This window comes from Kitasatospora sp. NPDC058492 (assembly GCF_042720685.1).
In the GTDB taxonomy this organism is placed as follows: domain Bacteria; phylum Actinomycetota; class Actinomycetes; order Streptomycetales; family Streptomycetaceae; genus Kitasatospora.
Genome location: NZ_JBHXMU010000002.1, coordinates 97,184 through 113,478, shown reverse-complemented (window position 1 = coordinate 113,478; position 16,295 = coordinate 97,184). Strand labels below are relative to the sequence as shown.

The following is a 16,295-nucleotide window of genomic DNA, read 5'->3' as shown; positions in this document are numbered from 1 at the left end:
CACGGATTCCACCCCGAAGCGGGCGATATCCGACAGTAGGGGTGGCCGGCGGGTCCGTCGGCGAGCCCGCGCGGCGCCGATCGGGCGAATCGGGCGATCCGCCGGGCCGGGAGGGCGGGGTGGGCGCCTCCCGATCTGGACTGAAAGTTCAGTCAATATTTCGAGTACAGTGGACCACCATGCCAGACCGTCGAACAGAAATACTGAGAGCGGCCACGAGACTCATCGCGCGACGCGGCGTACGCGGACTGCGGGTGGGGGAACTGGCCGCCGAGGCCGGGGTGTCGACCTCGCTCATCTACTACCACTTCACCGACCGCGCCGGGATCCTCCGCGAGACCCTGGAGTTCATCGGCGAACGGGCCGACCGCTACACCGCCGAACCGGAGCCCGGGGCGCCCACGGACGACCCCTGGAGCGAACTGGCCCAGGCCCTGCTGCTGGAACTCCAGGACTCCACCGAGGTCCGCGAGAACAGCACCGCCTGGGGCGAGTTGCGGGCGAGCGCGGTCTTCGAGTCCCGCCTCCGCGAGGACCTGGCCAGGGCCACCCACACCTGGGTGCACGAGATCGCCGGCCTGCTCGGCCGCGCCCACCCGTTCGGCACCGCGCCCGCGCACGCCGCCTCCGCCGAACGCCTCACCGCGCTCCTGGAAGGCCTCAGCATCCGCTGGCTGAGCGGCTCCCTGTCGCTCGACCGCGCGCGCAGCCTGCTCGGCGAGGCGATCGGCACGGAGATCGCGGGCTGGCGCGCCTAGGGCGCGTCTTCAGGATCTGCTGGGCCCGGTCGACCGGACAGGCCCTAAGGCAGCGGTTCCTGCATCGTGGAGCAGTGGATGCCGCCGCCCCCGGCCATCAGGCGGTCGACGTCGAGCTGGACGACCTCGCGCCCGGGGAAGGCCTCGGCGAGGGTGCGCCGGGCGGCCTCGTCCTTGTACACGTCGCCGAACTGGGCGGCGATCACGCCCCCGTTGACGACGTGGAAGTTCAGGTACGAGTCGACGAACTTCGAGTCGCGCGACCGGACGGTGTCGGGGCCGTCCACCCGGATCACCTGGAGCCGGCGGCCCCTGGCGTCGGTGGCCCGGGAGAGGATGTCGAACTGCTCCCGGGCGTCCCGGGCCCAGACGTCGTGGCGGTCCGCCGGGGGCAGTTGCACCAGGACGACGCCCGGCCGGACGAACCGGGAGGTGACGTCGATGTGGTCGTCGGTGATGTCCTGGCCCTTGATCCCGGGGACCCAGATCATCTTGTCCGCGCCGTACACCTCCAGGACGGCCTCCTCGATCTCGTCCCGGCTCATGCCCCGGTTGCGGTTCTTGTTGACCAGGCTGCTCTCGGTGGCCATCAGGGTGCCGTCGCCGTCGGTCTCGACCGAGCCGCCCTCGCCGACGAACTCCGCGTAGGAGAAGGGGAGTCGGAGCATCTCGGCGATGCCGCGCGCGACCTCGGCGTCGTCCCGGTGGGTCTGCTTGCCGCCCCAGCCGTTGAAGTTGAGGCCGACGGCGTCGAGCCGGCCGTAGCCGTCGCGCCGGAACACCGGGGCGGTGTCCCGCATCCAGAGGTCGTCGGTGGGGACGGCGTCCGTCACGGTGACGGCGGGTCCGCACAGGGACTGGGCCTCCCGGACGCTGTAGTCGTCCGGGGCGCACATGACCACCGGCTCGAAGCGGGCGATGGTCCGGGCGATGAGCGCGATGTCCTGCTGGACACCCGCCAGCTGCCGACCCCAGACGGACTTGCGGGACGGCCAGGACATCCAGGTGCGGGCGTGCGGGACGTCGTCGCGGTCCACCCACCACTGCGGGAGCCCGGCCTCGCCGGCGTACGGCAGCCCGTGCTCCGCCTGGTGCGGGGGCGGGGGCGGGGCCCCGAAGAGGCGGTCGAACAGGGAGCGGTTGTCACCGTGGGTGCTGCTCATGACGGATCTCCAAATCAAGTATTGCCCACCGAGTGACCGGTGGCCCCGCAGCCGCAACTCTGGCATTGACTGAATTTTCAGTCAAGCTCCACGTCGCGAAGCTGCCGGGCCTTTCCCCATGCGGAAAAGGCCCGGCACGGAAAAGGACCCGGCACAGAAAGGCCCCGGCACGCGAGAAGGCCCCGGACCGCCTCGCCCGGGGCCGGAACGCGACGCGCGCTACCCGCGCAGTCGCTCCACTTCGGCCTCGATCGCGCCGGCCATCAGCTCGCGCGCGTGCGCCACCGGCAGGCTGCCGCTGAGCCAACGGACACTCAGCCCCTCCAGCAGCGCGGTCAGCCGCTCGGCCGAGGCCGCCAGGGCGGCGGCCCCGTTCATCGGCCGCACCTGCCCGAGCAGCTCCGCGACCTCCTGGACCCAGACGAGGGTGGCCCGGGCCAGGTCCTCCCGCAGCTCGGGGTCGAACACCGCACTCGCCCGCAGCTCGCCCCAGGCCGTGCTGTTCTCCCGTACCTCGGGGGTGTCCTGGAGCTCCAGCAGCAGCGTCTGTTCCAGCTCGCCCCGGGCGTCCAGCGGCGGCGCGTCCGCCGCGCGCTCCGTCGTGTAGCGCTCGGCCCGGTCGTTGATGAACTCCAGCGTCGCGCGGAGGATCCCCGCGCGGTCCTTGAAGTGGTAGTAGATCAGCGCGGTGGACACACCCGCCTCCGCCGCCAGTTCCTCCACGCGCAGCCCGCGGACGCCGCGCCGGGCGATGACCCGCGCAGCCGCTTCCATGATCAAGGTTCGACGGTCAGCCACAAGGAACCACCTTACCCGGAGGGGGCACCGGCCGATCGGAGGACCCTGTTCCTGACTGAAATCCCAGTCGGGGTACGATCCGGTGCGCTTCACGACGCCGGCGTCCGCCCGGGCCCCGGCCCGACCGCCCGCCGCGCCCGCGCCTTGCCCCGTCCTGCCTTGCCCCGTCCTGCCCTGCCTTGCCCCGCCCGCTCCGCCACTCCCCCGTCCCACCCGCACGACCCGCTGGGAGCCAGCATGACCGCAGAGCCCTTCGGCGCCCCGTCGCCCACGGCGTTCCAGGCGCTGTCCCCGGACGACCCCCGCGAGGTCGGCGGCTACCGCCTCTGCGCGCGGCTCGGCGCGGGCGGCATGGGCCTCGTCTACCTGGCCTACACCCCCGGCGGGCGGCCGGTCGCGCTCAAGGTCGTCCGGCCCGAACTCGCCGAGGACCCCGAGTTCCGGCACCGCTTCGCCCAGGAGGTCGCCAGCGCCCGGCGCATCCACGGCCTCTACACCGCCCAGGTGGTCGACGCGGGCACCGACGCCGCCACTCCCTGGCTGGCCACCACCTTCGTGCCCGGCCCCTCCCTCCAGCAGGTCGTCCACCACTACGGACCGCTGCCCGAACGGACCGTCCTGCTGCTCCTCGCCGGCATCGCCGAGGCCCTCCAGGCGATCCACGCGGCGGGCGTCGTCCACCGCGACCTCAAGCCCGGCAACGTCCTCGTCGCCGCCGACGGCCCCCGCGTCATCGACTTCGGCATCGCCCGGGCCGCCGACGCCAGCCCGCTCACCGGCATCGGCCTGCGGATCGGCTCGCCCGGCTTCATGGCCCCCGAACAGGCCCTCGGCCTGTCCGCCGCCCCGGCCACCGACGTCTTCGCGCTGGGCGCCCTGATCGCCTACGTCGGCTCCGGCACTCCCCCCTTCGGCGACGGGCCCGAGCCCGCCTCGCTGTACCGGGCGGTGCACGAGGAGCCCGACCTCTCCCACCTGCCGCCCGGACTGCACGAACTGGTCCGGCACTGCCTGGCCAAGCGCCCCGAGGACCGGCCGGGCACCGCCCAGCTGATCGAGGCCGCCCGCCGGCACCCCGCCACCGGCGGCGAACTCCGCTTCTCCGACGACTGGCTGCCCCAGCAGGTCAGCAGCGCGATCCGCCGCCACAGCGACCTGCCGACCACGCCCGCCACACCCGCCCCGCCCGCCCCGCCCGCCACCGTCCTCTCCCCGGCCCGGGCCTCGGCCGACGCCCCGACCAGGCTCGGCCTCCCCGCCCCGTCGCCCACCCGGCTGCAACCGGCCCCCGACAGACCCGAGCCCGCCGCCCCCGCCCGCCGGCACACCCGCACCCGCACTGTGCTCCTGACCACCGCCGCCCTCCTCGTCGGCGCCGCGGCCGCGTTCGTCCTGCTCGATCCCGAGTACCTCGACGACCTCGACGACCAGAACGTCGCCGCCGGCCTCGCCCCGTCCGCCGGCGCCGCCACCGCCCCGTCCGCCACCGCCCCGGCCACCACCGCCGCCACGACGGCCCCCGGGTACACCGCCGTCCACACCAACCTCGAACTCACCTCCCCCGACCCCAGCTACGAGTTCGACCTCAAGGCCGGGAAGGTCACCGCCCAGGACGCCTCCACCTGGTACCTGGGCCGCCACGCCGGCGAGTTCTACATCCCCGAGGACAGCGACGCCTACGTCGCGCCGACCGGCCGGCTCACCCTCCCCGACTGCGTCAAGGGCGTCGAGACCCAGCCGGTCTCCACCCTGCCCTTCAACGCCCTGCGCACCGACCGCAGCTTCTGCGTCCGCGCCCAGGGCGGCCAGGACATCGCCATCGTCCGCATCCTCGCCACGGCCGCCGACGACGGCCCGGTCCGGATCTCGCTCACCTCCTACCACCGCTCCGCCTGACGCGGCGCCACCCCGGCCGGACGGCCCCGTTCCGCGCGCAGGCGTGACCGGACGGGGCCCGGCCACCGGCCCGGCGGCACTGTCGGTGACGGCTGGTACGGTCCGCCCATGATGAAGCGCGTACCGTTCACCGGTGCTGAGAAGGACAGTCTGCACGTCGCCCTCGACCGGCACCGCGACGCGGTGCTGTGGAAGCTCGACGGCCTGGACGACGAGCAGCTGCGGCGGCCGATGACCCCGTCGGGGACGAACCTGCTGGGCCTGGTCAAGCACCTGGGGGGTGCCGAGCTGGGCTGGTTCTGCGAGGCGTTCGGCCGCGAGACGGGGCCCCTGCCCTTCGACCTGGAGGCCGACGAGACCTCCGACATGAGGGTGGAGCCGCACGAGTCCACCGAGGACGTCCTGGCGTTCTACGCCCGCGCCCGCGCCGCCGCCGACCAGGTGATCGGCGAACTCGACCTCGACGACCTGGGCAAGGCCTGGTTCGGCGACGCCGTCTCGCTGCGCTGGGTGCTCATCCACATGGTGACGGAGACCACGCGGCACGCGGGCCACGTGGACATCCTGCGCGAACTCCTCGACGGCGCGGCCGGCGACCACAACCGGGGCTGAGCCGGGCAGGGGCCGCACCTGCGCCATCCCTCGTCGTCCCGCGCCATCTCCGGTGAACGCCTGACGTGCCCGCCCGGCGCCTTCACACTGGTGGTGAAAGACGCAGGCCGACCTGCGACCGCGAAACCCCGAAGGTGCACATGAGTGAGCGATTCGCCGCATTGGACGACCTGGCCGAGCGGTGGGGCCTGAGCGGCCTGGAACTCGTCGGCAAGGGCCTGGAGTTCTCCGTGTTCCGGGCGCAGGCGCGGGACGGCCAGCCCGTCGCGGTGCGGCTCGCACGCCAGCGGTTCGAGTCGAACGCCAACGACCCCCACGTGGACACCCGGACCCTGCTCCGGCAGGAGTACGTCATCGCGAAGCACCTGGCCGCCCACGGCCTGCCGGTCGCGCAGCCGAGGGAGCTCGTCCTGGCGGACGACCCGGCCGCCCCCGACGTGCTGCTGTCCGCCTACGTCCCCGACGACGGCTCGGACCTCGACTCCTTCGAGCTGGGTCACCTCCTCGCGCGGCTCCACCGGGTGCCGCCGCCGCAGCTGAGGCCCGTCGCGGCGGAGGGAACCAGCACGGCGGCGGCGATCGCCGCACGCATCGGGCGCCGCTGGGCCGAGATCGGCCGCCGCGTCGACGACTGGCCCGAGCCGCCGGCCGCTTCCCTGGTCGCCGGCCACCTCACCGGCTTCACCGAGGACAGCCTGCTGCACCTCGACGTGCGCAGCGCCAACATCCGCCGCCACCAGGGGCGGGCGGTCGCCCTGCTGGACTGGTCGAACGCCCTGCTCGGGCCCCCGGCCCTGGAGTTCGGCCGGCTCGTCGAGTACGCCCGGTACCCGGAGAACGACCTCGACCCGGCGGCGGTGCGCAGCGGGTACGCGAGGACGGCGACCGCCCCGGCCGACGACGATCCGTGCCTGGTCGTGGGCCGGCTGGACGCCGCGCTGATGCTGGCGCTCGTCTTCCTCTCCGAGGCGCCCGACGCCGGCCGGGGCCCGGCGGCGGCCGACCACGCCCGCGAGCTCGCGCTCAGGATGGGCGCCGGCCACGCGTGAGGAAGCCCGGGAGCAGGGCTCTCAGGGCCGGCCGAGGACGCGGTCGACGGCGATCTCGATGACCACCCGGTCCGGGTTCGCCCGGGGTTCGCGGTAGCGCTCGGTGTAGCGCCGTTCGGCGTCGGCGACCTGCTCCGGCTCGTCCCGGACGACGGCCACGCCCTCCAGGGTCGACCAGCGGGCCCGGTCCACCTGGCAGACCGCGACCCGCAGGCCCTGCGGGCCGGCCGCCGCCACGTTGCGCGCCTTGCGGCTGGTGCGGCTGGTGATCACCCGGGCCGTCCCGGTCTCCGGCTGGTACGTCACGCCGACCGGCACCACGTGCGGCGAGCCGTCCGGGCGAGCGGTGGTCAGGGTGGCGATGTGACGCTCGCGCCAGAAGGCGAGGAAGGCGTCGTCGAGGTCGCGGGGATCATGGGCCATGATCGCGATGCTACGGCCCCCGGAGCACGCGGCGTGCTCCGGGGGCCGTTCGCGGTCAGTGCCCGCGGGCGATCCAGTCCGGCAGGGCCGGGGCCTCGGCGCCGATGGTGGTCGGGTCGCCGTGGCCGGTGCGGACCACTGTCTCGGCCGGGAGCGACAGCAGCCGCTCGCGGATCGAGTCGATGATCGTCGGGAAGTGCGAGAACGACCGGCCGGTCGCGCCCGGGCCCCCGTGGAACAGGGTGTCGCCGGTGAAGACGGTGCCGAGCTCCGGCGCGTACAGGCAGACCGCGCCCGGGGCGTGGCCCGGGGTGTGCAGGACGGTCAGCTCGGTGCCGGCGACCTCGATCCGCTGCCCGTCGGCGAGTTCGCCGTCCGGGAGGCGCTCGGGGTGGGTGAGCTTCCACAGCGGCAGGTCGTCCGGGTGCAGCAGGATCGGCGCGCCGGTGCGGCCCGCGAGGGCCGGGGCGGCGTCGATGTGGTCGTTGTGCGCGTGGGTGGAGACGATCGCCAGCAGCCGGCGCCCGCCGAGCGCGGCCTCGATCGCGTCGGCGTCGTGCGCGGCGTCGATCACCACCGCCTGCTCGTCGTCGCCGACGATCCAGACGTTGTTCTCCACCTCCCAGCTGCCGCCGTCGAGTTCGAAGGTCCCGGCCGTCACCAGCCGGTCGATCCGCGCGGTCACAGGACCACGACCGAACGGAGCACGTCGCCCTGGTGCATGCGCTCGAACGCCTGCTCCACCGCGTCGAGTTCGATGGTCTCGGTGACGAACGCGCCGAGGTCCAGGCGGCCCTGGAGGTGGAGGTCGATCAGCATCGGGAAGTCCCGCGAGGGCAGGCAGTCGCCGTACCAGGAGGACTTCAGCGCGCCGCCGCGGCCGAACACGTCGAGCAGCGGGAGCTCCAGCGTCATCTCCGGCGTGGGCACGCCGACCAGGACGACGGTGCCGGCCAGGTCGCGGGCGTAGAAGGCCTGCTTGTACGTCTCCGGGCGGCCGACCGCCTCGACCACCACGTCCGCGCCGTTGCCGCCGGTCAGCTCCCGGATCGCCTCGACCGGGTCGGTGCTGCGGGAGTTGACGGTGTGGGTGGCGCCGAGCCTGCGGGCCGTCTCCAGCTTGCGGTCGTCGATGTCGACGGCGATGATCTTCGACGCGCCCGCCAGCCGCGAGCCCATCACGGCCGCGCCGCCGACGCCGCCGCAGCCGATCACCGCGACCGAGTCGCCGCGGCCGACGCCCCCGGTGTTGATGGCGGCGCCGATGCCCGCCATCACACCGCAGCCCAGCAGGCCGGCGACGGCCGGCGAGACCGCCGGGTCGACCTTGGTGCACTGGCCGGCCGCGACGAGGGTCTTCTCGGCGAACGCGCCGATCCCCAGCGCCGGGGACAGCTCGGTGCCGTCCAGCAGCGTCATCTTCTGCTCGGCGTTGTGGGTGTTGAAGCAGTACTGCGCGCGGCCGCGCCGGCAGGCGCGACACTGGCCGCACACCGCACGCCAGTTGAGGACGACGAAGTCGCCCGGCTCGACCTCGGTGACGCCCTCGCCGACCGACTCGACGACGCCCGCCGCCTCGTGCCCGAGCAGGAACGGGAACTCGTCGTTGATGCCGCCCTCGCGGTAGTGGAGGTCGGTGTGGCAGACCCCGCAGGCCTGGATTTTGACCACCGCCTCGCCCGGCCCCGGGTCCGGCACCACGATCGTGGTCACCTCCACGGGCGCGCCCTTGGCGCGCGCGATGACTGCCTTGACCTGCTGGGCCATCCGATTCCACCTCCGTCGGCCGATGCGGCTCTGCACCGGCGTGACCTGCGACAAACGACTGCCCACGAAGCGTAGCGCCCGTAGCGACGGGCGCCGACGGGGCGGGCCCGGTGATCCGGCTCACCGCACCGGCCGCAAAGGCGTCATATGCCGTCGAGATATCCGCCGGACCCCCCGGCGCGGCCCGCAGGGCAGGGCGCGCGGGCGGCGCCGAGCGCCCGTCAGCGTGCCTCGAAGTGCCCGGAAAGGAGCGCCGTTGGCTGGAAGTGCCGCTGACGCGCGCACCACCGCCCACGTACGGTCGTAGCAGAAGCGGTCCACGCGACCACGCTCAGCACATCCGCCCCACCCGACGGTGCGCCACCGCGCGCCGTCCGCGCCGAGGCGTACCGACCGTACGCCGTCGCACGATTCGCGCCATCCCCCGTTCCGGTCCGCGTTCGCCTTCGCTTCCGCCTTCGATCCGCCGTTCGTCCCACCTGATCCGCCGTTCGTCCCGATCTGCCGTCCCACCCGATCCGCCGTTCGTCCCGGTCCGCCGAACCCGGCCCGGGCCGAGCCGCCCGCCGGCCCGCCCCACCCGTCCCCGCACCATCCCGGTTCCACCCCCCGTCGGGCCGTCACGTACGGCCCCCCGCCCTGGAGTCTGGAGTACGGATGTCCGCCGAGAACAGTGCGACCGGTGCCGGAACCGGCACCGTCCCGCTCATCCCGATGCACTGCCTGCGCCGCCTGGAGCCCGGCCCGCCCCGGCTCGCCGCGCTGCCCACCGGCACGCCCGTCTGGCTGGTCAGCCGCCACGCGGACGTGCGGCAGGTGCTGACCGACCCGCGCCTGGGCCGCGCCCCGCTGTACGCGCCGGACGCGCCGCCGATCGCCGTCATCCCGAACATCCTCGACAGCCCGCAGGGCCTGCTGAACATCGACGGCACCGAGCACCAGCGGCTGCGCCGCACCGTGCAGCGGGCCTTCACGCCGCGCGCCATCGCCCGCTGGCGGCCCTGGGTCGCCTCGGTGGTCGAGGCCCTGATCGACGAGATGATCGACCACGGCTCCCCCGCCGACATCGTGGCCGGCTACAGCCGCAAGCTGCCGGTCCAGGTGATCACCCGGCTGATGGGGCTCGACAACCTGGATGGCAAGAAGCTCTCGCACTGGAGCGACCACGCGCTCTCGGCCACCGCCTACACGGCCGAGGAGATCGCCACCGCCATGGCCGAGTTCGCCGGCTTCGGCGCCGCGGTGATCGCCGAACGCCGCGCCGACCCCGGCGAGGACCTGGTCAGCAGCCTGCTGGCGGCCGCGGCCGAGGACGGTTCGATCGCCGAGGAGCAGTTGGTCACGCTGGTCATCGGCCTCGTCGTGGCCGGCCACGAGACCACCATGACCAGCCTCGGCAACGCGCTGGTCTACCTGCTCACCGAGGACCGCGAGGCCTGGCAGCGGCTCGCCTCCGACGAGGCCAGCGCGACCGCCGCGACCGAGCAGATCCTGCGCGCCGTCCCGCTCGGCGACGGCCAGCACCTGCCCGGCCTGCTGCGCCGCACCATCGAGGACGTCGAGATCGGCGGGGTGGTCATCCCGGCGGGCAGCGTCGTCGCCGCCGACACCGTCGCCGCCAACCAGGACCCGACGGTCTTCACCGGGGACCTGCTCACCGAGCTGTTCTCCCCGCTGGCCGCGCCGATGCTGACCTTCGGCGCCGGGCCGCACCACTGCCTGGGCGCCTGGCTGGCCCGGATGGAGCTCGAACTCGCCCTGCACCGCCTGGCCCGCCGGCTGCCCTCGCTGCGCCTGACCGGGCCGGTCGAGGAGATCGACTGGCGGCGGGGCCTGCTCACCCGCAGTCCCGAGACCCTCCAGGTCGCCTGGTGACGGCCACGCCGGGGACGGGTGCCGACGCGGTGGTGGTCCGGGTCGACCGGGACCGCTGCATCGGCTCCGGGATGTGCGCCCTGAGCGCCCCCGGCTCGCTGGCGCTCGGCGCCGACGGGCTGGCCGAGCCGGTGGCCGACTACGCGGCCGACGGCGCCGAGCTGACGGAGGCACTGGCCGACGCGGTCGACTTCTGCCCGGTCGAGGCGCTGACCCTCTACTCGGCCGCGGGCGGCTACCGGATCGCCCCGGCGGAGTGACCGCGCCCCGGCGCCGCCTGCCGCACCACGGCGGGCGGCGCCGGGGGCGTTCCCGGATCGATGAGCCGGGCTAATCGACGGATGAGCTCATCGATCTTGTTCCGTCCTCGGCGCGGCTGATGGGCTGGCCCCATGACCGACGCCGACACCCTCGCGCCCCCGGCCGCCCCCGGCAGCCCGCCCCGCTGGGCACCGATCACCGCCGTGGCCCTCGCCACCTTCACCGTGGTCTCCGCCGAGATGATGCCCGTGGGGCTGCTGACCCCCGTCTCGAAGACCCTCGGCGTCTCCGACGGCGTCACCGGGCTCTCCCTGACCATCACCGGGCTCCTCGCCGCCGTCCTGTCCCCGTTCGTTCCCACGCTCATCGGGCTCCGGGACCGCAAGCACGTGCTGGTCGCCTTCATGCTGCTGCTGTCGCTGGCCAACGCGCTCACCGCACTCGCCCCCAGCTACCCCGTGCTGGCCGCCGCCCGCGTCCTGCTCGGCCTCGCGATGGGCGTCGTGTGGGGCATCACCGCGGGGCTCGGCCCACGCCTCGCCGACGGGCCGCGGATCGCCCTCGCCACCACGCTGATCTTCTCCGGCGTCTCCATCGCCTCGGTGCTCGGCGTCCCCCTCGGCACCTACCTCGCGGCGCTGCTCGGCTGGCGCTCCGCGTTCTGGGCCCTCGCCCTGCTCGGCGCGGTGTCCGCCGCCGTCCTCGCCCGCACGCTCCCCGCCCTCCCCGTCCACGAGCGCGGCCGGCTCGACCGGATCACGGACGCGCTGCGCAGCCGGGGCGTCGCCGCCGGACTCGCCGTCACGGCGCTGGTCGTGCTCGGCCACTTCACCGGCTACACGTACGTACGGCCGGTGCTCGAAATCGACGCAGGCCTGAGCAGCGGCGTCGTCGCCGCCTGCCTGCTGGTCTACGGACTGGCCGGCGTCGCCGGGAACTTCACCCTCGGCCCGGCGGCCGGCCGGCACCCCAAGGCGACCGTGGCCACCGCCCTCGCGGGCGTCGCGCTCGCCACCGCCCTCCTGCCGTTCCTCACCGGGAGCGTGGTGGCGGTGCTGATCGCGCTCGTCGTCTGGGGCGCCTCGTACGGCGGGGTCTCGATCTCCACCCAGACCTGGGTCCGGATCGCCGACCCCGCCCGGATCGAGGCCTCGGCGGCGCTGTGGGCGGGCGTGTTCAACGCGAGCATCGCGCTGGGCTCGCTCGCCGGCGGGCTGGTCATCGACCGGGCCGGCACCCACGCCGTGCTCCTCACAGCGGCGCTGATCACGGCGGCCGGACTGCTGCTCGTCGCCGTCACGCGCCCACGGCGGTGAGCGCCCGCACGAAGGCCCCGGCCAGCGGGTGCGGCCGCCGCTCGCCCTGCACCACCAGCAGCGTGGACGGTTCCAGGCCCGGCACCGGCAGATAGCGGATGTCCGGCCGCTGGACGTACGCCGTGCTCGCCTCGCACAGGAGCAGCCCCAGGCGGGTGCTGGCCACCGTCGACAGCCCCTCCTGGAGCGTGACCGCGCCCGCCGGGTAGGCCAGCTCCCGCCCGTCCGGCGCCTGCCGCGGGGCGTTCGCCCGGCGCCAGTAGTCCGGGGCGGGCCCCCGCGGTTCGATCAGCGCCAGCCCGGCCAGCTCGTCCGCGGACACGCTCGCCGCCCCGGCCAGGCGGTGCCCGGCGGAGAGGGCGACGTACATCGGCTGCCGCGAGAACTCCAGCAGCACCCGCAGGCCGTCCTCCCGGCACGGGGACAACACGATGGCCAGGTCGATCTCGCCCCGGCCCAGGTGGGAGAACGGATCCCCCCAGGACAGTTCGACGAGCTGGGCCGCGCCCTCCGGAAGGCCCGCGATCGCCCTGGCCACCGGCTCGTACACGGCGCACTGGAACCCCAGGCGCAGCGGCCGGTCCGTCGAGGCGGCCCGGGCGCGGGCCGCCTCGAAGCCCTCCCGGAGCCGGTCGACGGCGGGCACCACCTGCTCGGCCAGCTCGCGCCCCAGCTCGGTCAACTCGACCCGTCGGCTGGTCCGTTCGAACACCGGGGCGCCGACCCGGCCCTCCAGCCGCTTGATCAGCTGGGAGACCCGGCCCTGCGAGACGCCCAGGAGCTGCGCCGTCCGCCCGAAGTGCAACTGGCGCACCAGGACGGAGAAGCACTCCAGTTCCTGGAGCGGCAGCTCCGGGAGCACGGGGCCTGGCGTCGTCCGATCCACCCCGGCAGTCTAGGGCGCGCCCTCGAACCCCCGCCTGCGCGCCCTAGGTGTTCTGACCCGTGAGGTCGGGAACGCCGCAGGCCAGCGCCGCGCGCAGCTCGGCGGCCGGGTCGCCCGCGTGGTACGGGCGTTCGCTCTCCTCGATGTGGTCCAGGAACTCCTGGTAGCGCAGCGCGTAGGACAGGTGGTAGAGCGGCTCCACCAGCTCCAGCGCGCGCCACGGCCGGGATCCGGGCGCGTGCTCGCTCCAGGCCTTCAGCCAGACCTCGACGAGGTGCTGCCAGCGCTCCGGCGCGAGGTAGGCGCGCGGGCGCAGCCCGTCCAGGGCGGGGTGGCCGAGGCAGGAGTCGGCGTAGTCGACGACCACCGGACGCTTGCCGTCGGAGCGCCAGTTGCCGGGGTGGAAGTCGCCGTGCACCAGGGTCTCGGGGAGGCCGCAGGCCGCCAACTCCTCCAGCAGCGCTGGCAGTTCGGCGACCAGTCGGCGGACGTCGGCCAGTTCCCCGGGCGTCAGGTCGGTCTCGCCGGGGAGCCGGTCCAGCAGCGCCTGCGCCTGGGCGAGCAGGGTGCGGGGCGTCCGGTCGCGCAGCCCGGCCGTCGCCGCGCGCCCGTCGGCGGCCAGCGCCGCCTGGGCGGCGACCAGCCGGGGCACCACCTCCTCGACGGTGTCGAGCGACGGCACCCAGCAGTCCTCGCCGGGCACGTGGTCCAGCAGCAGCCGCCCGCCCGCCGGGTCGGCGGCCAGCACCGGCGGCACGAGCCCCGGGTCGACGCTGCCGAGCAGCGCGATCACCTCGCCCTCCCGGGCGTTGAAGGCGGGCGTCGTGGTCTTCAGCCAGGCGTCGCGGCCGGTGGCCGTCGGGAGGCGGACGAGGCCCGACAGGTTCCACGTCCGGATCTGCCGCACCGGGCCGGCGACCGGCCGGCCGGCCCCGGCCAGCTCCGCCTCCGCCCAGGCCAGCGCCTCCCCCAGCCCGGCCGGCGTGGCCCAGGCCGCGCGGCGCTCGGCGGGGCCGAGCAGCGCGGCCGTCCCGGCGTCCAGCAGCCGGGCCTCGACGGCCGTCGGCCGCTCCAGCGCCTCGGCGTGGTAGCACACCTGCCCGCCGTGCCCGCCGCGCCCGCCCTGCTCGCTCCGCCCCTCCACCAGCCGCAGCACCAGCACCGGCACCCCGGCGAGTTCGGCCGCCCGCGCTCCCACCCCGTCCACCGACGACCACCACCCGCCCGCCGCCTCGAACGGGCCAACGGGGCCGAAGTACTCGCCCCCGTGGGTGAGATGGACCGTGACGGTGCGTTCGCTCGCTCGCTGCATCCGGGCAGCTTCGCCCACCCGGGCCCCGTATGCGAGCGAATTTCCGGACGCCTCGGGCCGGGACCGGGCCGGGACCGGGCCGATCGCGTTCGCGTTCGCGCTACGGGATCGCCACCGCCGCGCCGGACACCCGGATCCGGCTGTCCGCCGTCCGCAGTTCGACGTGGAGCACGCCCGGGCGGCCCAGGTCCTCACCCTGGTGGAGGGTCAGCACCGTCGGGGCCGCCGCCGCGCCCTGCTCCCGCAGGTAGGCGCCGAAGGCGGCCGCGGCGGCGCCGGTGGCCGGGTCCTCGACGACGCCGCCGACCGGGAAGGGGTTGCGGACGTGGAAGACGTCCCGGGCCTCGCGCCAGACGAGTTGGAGGGTCACCAGGTCGCGGGCCCGGGTGTAGGCGGCGAGGCCGTCGAAGTCGTAGTCGAGGCGGGCCAGGCGGTCGCGGGTGGCGGCGGCGAGGACGAGGTGGCGGGCGCCGGCGTAGGCGATCCGGGGCGGCAGGGCCGGGTCGAGGTCGGTGCGGGCCCAGCCGAGCAGGGCGAGGACCTCGTCGACGTCGGCGTCGGTCACGTCCTCCACCTGCGGCTCGACACTGGTCAGGGTGGCGCGCAGGACGCCCTCCGCGTCCTGGTCGACCTGGACGGGGACTTCGCCCGCGGCCGTCGTGAAGACGTAGTGCCCGGGGCCGGTGCGGGCGGCGAGCGCGACGGCGGAGGCGACCGTGGCGTGGCCGCAGAACGGCACCTCGGTGAGCGGGCTGAAGTACCGGACTCCGTAGGCGCCTTCGGTCGCTCCCGCGGTCAGGAAGGCCGTCTCGGAGTAGCCGAGCTCGGCGGCGATGGCGAGCATCCGCTCGTCGGTCAGGCCTGCGGCGTCGAGAACGACGCCCGCCGGGTTGCCGCCCTCGGGGCGGGTGGTGAAGGCGGCATAACGCAGGATGCGGGGTGAGGCGTCGTCGGTCATGCCCGGACGAACGCGTTCCGCTCCCCCACTGTTCCCGCTCACCTGTTGCCGGTTCGCCGACCCGCCGGTCACCACGACACCGGTCACCGCAGCAACGCCTCCAGGAAGTCCGAACCGAGCCGGGCGCTCCCGGACAGGTCGAGCTGGTAGAGCATGTACCGCCCGCGCCGCTGGGTGATGAGCAGCCCCGCCTTGCGCAGGACGGCCAGGTGCCGGGACACCTCGGGCGCGCTGAGCTGCCAGGTGGTGGCGAGTTCGCCGGTGGTGTGCGCGCCGCGGGCCATGGTGCGGGCCAGGCGCAGCCGGACGGGGTGGGCGAGGGCTTCCAGCCGCTGCTGGACGAGGGCCAGCGAGACGGGTTCGGGGATGCCCGCCTCGGCGACGGGGTACTGGAGGACCGGACGCCAGCCGGGGGTGTACACCACCACGAGGTGGGGCCGGCCGAAGGCGGTGGGGATGAGGGTGACGCCGCCGCCGTCGGTGCCGCTGGTGGCGTTGTCCTGGAGCTTGTCGACGACGATCCGCCGCCGCCCGTCGGCGCTCTGGTCGAGGGTGACGGACGGTGAGACCGCGGCCAGTGCCTCGGCGGGGCCGCGCCGGGCCAGCAGGTCGGCCTTGCGCCGGGCGTCGGCGGCCAGGGCGGGCAGGACGCGCTGCCAGGCGTCGGCGAAGAACGCCGACTCGCAGTCCTCCAGCATCCGCCGGACGAGGGCCCGGACGGCGGGCGGGTCGGCGAGCAGCCGGTCCGCGAAGGCGGCCTGTCGGGGGCCCCGGGCGAGCGCGAGTTCGCGGGCCCGCTCGTTGGCCACCGGGTCGGTGAGCGGGGAGAGCATCCGGCGGGCCGGCCGGGAGGAGCCGCAGGTGGTGACGAGGGCGGCGGCGACGTACAGCTCGTCGTCCATCCGGTCGACGGCGTCGAGTTCGGCGGCCAGGGTGGCGCCGGGCAGGCCGGGGACGAGGAAGTCGGCGCGGGAGGAGCGCCAGAGGAAGTCGGCCTCCAGCAGCCGCTCGGACAGCTCCGGCGGGATCGTCGCGGCGGTGCTGGACGCCCAGCCGTGCAGCGCGGGGTGGTGCGCGGGCTCGGCGAGGACGTCCAGCATCGCGGTCAGCTCGCCCAGCGGGGACGGCGTGAAGAGCAGGCGCTCGTCGGGCAGGCCGGTGATGTCGATGGTCACGCTCATGCGCCCGCCGTGCTCCTCCCGGCAGGGGCGTCCGCCCACC

16 protein-coding genes are annotated in these 16,295 nt (G+C 74.8%); 7 read left to right on the top strand and 9 right to left on the bottom strand.

Annotation, left to right across the window (positions count from 1 at the left end; genetic code table 11):
* Positions 1 to 179 precede the first annotated feature (179 nt).
* Positions 180 to 758, top strand: a complete 579-nt coding sequence (locus ACFWPI_RS02130) for a TetR/AcrR family transcriptional regulator (RefSeq protein ID WP_380370016.1) — start codon at positions 180 to 182, stop codon at positions 756 to 758.
* Between the two features lie 44 nt (positions 759 to 802).
* Here ACFWPI_RS02130 and ACFWPI_RS02125 read toward each other — a convergent pair whose 3' ends face one another.
* Positions 803 to 1,921, bottom strand: a complete 1,119-nt coding sequence (locus ACFWPI_RS02125; protein ID WP_380370019.1) for an agmatine/peptidylarginine deiminase — start codon at positions 1,919 to 1,921, stop codon at positions 803 to 805.
* 219 nt (positions 1,922 to 2,140) lie between these two features.
* The gene (locus ACFWPI_RS02120; protein ID WP_063350538.1) at positions 2,141 to 2,695 is read right to left on the bottom strand and encodes a TetR/AcrR family transcriptional regulator; all 555 of its coding nucleotides are present in this window, start codon (positions 2,693 to 2,695) and stop codon (positions 2,141 to 2,143) included.
* Positions 2,696 to 2,956: 261 nt separating this feature from the next.
* Between ACFWPI_RS02120 and ACFWPI_RS02115 the strand changes: the two genes are divergently transcribed.
* The 3 genes from ACFWPI_RS02115 (at position 2,957) to ACFWPI_RS02105 (ending at position 6,276) form a co-directional block, all read left to right on the top strand.
* Complete coding sequence (locus tag ACFWPI_RS02115) at positions 2,957 to 4,615, top strand: serine/threonine-protein kinase (RefSeq protein ID WP_380370022.1); 1,659 nt, start codon at positions 2,957 to 2,959, stop codon at positions 4,613 to 4,615.
* 108 nt (positions 4,616 to 4,723) lie between these two features.
* Positions 4,724 to 5,227 (top strand): DinB family protein, encoded by a 504-nt coding sequence (locus tag ACFWPI_RS02110; RefSeq protein WP_380370024.1) that lies wholly within the window; start codon positions 4,724 to 4,726, stop codon positions 5,225 to 5,227.
* Between the two features lie 140 nt (positions 5,228 to 5,367).
* The gene (locus ACFWPI_RS02105) at positions 5,368 to 6,276 is read left to right on the top strand and encodes a phosphotransferase family protein (RefSeq protein WP_380370026.1); all 909 of its coding nucleotides are present in this window, start codon (positions 5,368 to 5,370) and stop codon (positions 6,274 to 6,276) included.
* 21 nt (positions 6,277 to 6,297) lie between these two features.
* Here the strand turns inward: ACFWPI_RS02105 and ACFWPI_RS02100 are convergent, their stop codons facing one another.
* Genes ACFWPI_RS02100 through ACFWPI_RS02090 form a run of 3 tightly spaced genes read right to left on the bottom strand, consistent with a single transcriptional unit; the run spans position 6,298 to position 8,466 of the window.
* Positions 6,298 to 6,699: a pyridoxamine 5'-phosphate oxidase family protein gene (locus tag ACFWPI_RS02100; RefSeq protein ID WP_063350534.1), complete on the bottom strand. Its 402-nt coding sequence runs from the start codon at positions 6,697 to 6,699 to the stop codon at positions 6,298 to 6,300.
* 55 nt (positions 6,700 to 6,754) lie between these two features.
* Positions 6,755 to 7,384 (bottom strand): MBL fold metallo-hydrolase, encoded by a 630-nt coding sequence (locus ACFWPI_RS02095; RefSeq protein WP_380370028.1) that lies wholly within the window; start codon positions 7,382 to 7,384, stop codon positions 6,755 to 6,757.
* Entirely contained in the window at positions 7,381 to 8,466 is a 1,086-nt protein-coding gene (locus ACFWPI_RS02090) for an S-(hydroxymethyl)mycothiol dehydrogenase (RefSeq protein ID WP_380370031.1), read from the bottom strand. The genes ACFWPI_RS02095 and ACFWPI_RS02090 overlap by 4 nt, the downstream gene beginning before the upstream one ends.
* 657 nt (positions 8,467 to 9,123) lie before the next feature.
* Here ACFWPI_RS02090 and ACFWPI_RS02085 point away from each other — a divergent pair.
* From ACFWPI_RS02085 to ACFWPI_RS02075, 3 genes are all read left to right on the top strand, one after another.
* Positions 9,124 to 10,341, top strand: coding sequence for a cytochrome P450 (locus tag ACFWPI_RS02085; RefSeq protein WP_063350531.1), 1,218 nt, complete (start codon positions 9,124 to 9,126; stop codon positions 10,339 to 10,341).
* Positions 10,338 to 10,601 carry a ferredoxin gene (locus tag ACFWPI_RS02080; RefSeq protein ID WP_079136117.1) on the top strand — a complete coding sequence of 88 codons (264 nt, stop codon included), beginning with the start codon at positions 10,338 to 10,340 and terminating at the stop codon, positions 10,599 to 10,601. Before ACFWPI_RS02085 ends, ACFWPI_RS02080 begins: the two co-directional genes overlap by 4 nt.
* Before the next feature lie 132 nt (positions 10,602 to 10,733).
* On the top strand, positions 10,734 to 11,918 hold the full coding sequence (locus ACFWPI_RS02075) for an MFS transporter (RefSeq protein WP_380370034.1): 1,185 nt from the start codon (positions 10,734 to 10,736) through the stop codon (positions 11,916 to 11,918).
* Here ACFWPI_RS02075 and ACFWPI_RS02070 read toward each other — a convergent pair.
* The 4 genes from ACFWPI_RS02070 to ACFWPI_RS02055 all read right to left on the bottom strand — a co-directional run bounded on the left by ACFWPI_RS02070 (position 11,899) and on the right by ACFWPI_RS02055 (position 16,255).
* Positions 11,899 to 12,804, bottom strand: a complete 906-nt coding sequence (locus tag ACFWPI_RS02070; RefSeq protein WP_380370036.1) for a LysR family transcriptional regulator — start codon at positions 12,802 to 12,804, stop codon at positions 11,899 to 11,901. The genes ACFWPI_RS02075 and ACFWPI_RS02070 overlap by 20 nt on opposite strands.
* A 43-nt stretch (positions 12,805 to 12,847) precedes the next feature.
* Entirely contained in the window at positions 12,848 to 14,116 is a 1,269-nt protein-coding gene (locus ACFWPI_RS02065) for a phosphotransferase family protein (RefSeq protein WP_380370039.1), read from the bottom strand.
* Positions 14,117 to 14,216: 100 nt separating this feature from the next.
* Positions 14,217 to 15,074, bottom strand: a complete 858-nt coding sequence (locus tag ACFWPI_RS02060) for a PhzF family phenazine biosynthesis protein (protein WP_380370041.1) — start codon at positions 15,072 to 15,074, stop codon at positions 14,217 to 14,219.
* Between the two features lie 83 nt (positions 15,075 to 15,157).
* On the bottom strand, positions 15,158 to 16,255 hold the full coding sequence (locus tag ACFWPI_RS02055) for a DUF5937 family protein (RefSeq protein ID WP_380370044.1): 1,098 nt from the start codon (positions 16,253 to 16,255) through the stop codon (positions 15,158 to 15,160).
* Between the last annotated feature and the right edge of the window lie 40 nt (positions 16,256 to 16,295).